This is a genomic window from Janthinobacterium sp. Mn2066, from assembly GCF_049319705.1.
Taxonomy (GTDB): domain Bacteria; phylum Pseudomonadota; class Gammaproteobacteria; order Burkholderiales; family Burkholderiaceae_D; genus Janthinobacterium.
In genome coordinates, this window is record NZ_JBMOUF010000072.1 from 1 (window position 1) to 201 (window position 201).

2 tRNA genes are annotated in these 201 nt (G+C 57.2%); both read right to left on the bottom strand.

Annotated elements, in window-relative coordinates:
• Nucleotides 1–76, bottom strand: a tRNA-Glu gene (locus tag ACL9RI_RS27800).
• A 49-nt stretch (nt 77–125) separates the two neighbouring features.
• A tRNA-Ala gene (locus tag ACL9RI_RS27805) sits at nt 126–201 on the bottom strand.

The following is a 201-nucleotide window of genomic DNA, read 5'->3' on the forward strand; positions in this document are numbered from 1 at the left end:
TGGCGTCCCCAAGGGGATTCGAACCCCTGTACTCACCGTGAAAGGGTGATGTCCTAGGCCTCTAGACGATGGGGACCGCGGAACTACCATACAGCTACTGCACCACTTCAACGACCAAAAGTTCTTGGTGGAGGTAAGCGGGATCGAACCGCTGACCTCTTGCATGCCATGCAAGCGCTCTCCCAGCTGAGCTATACCCCC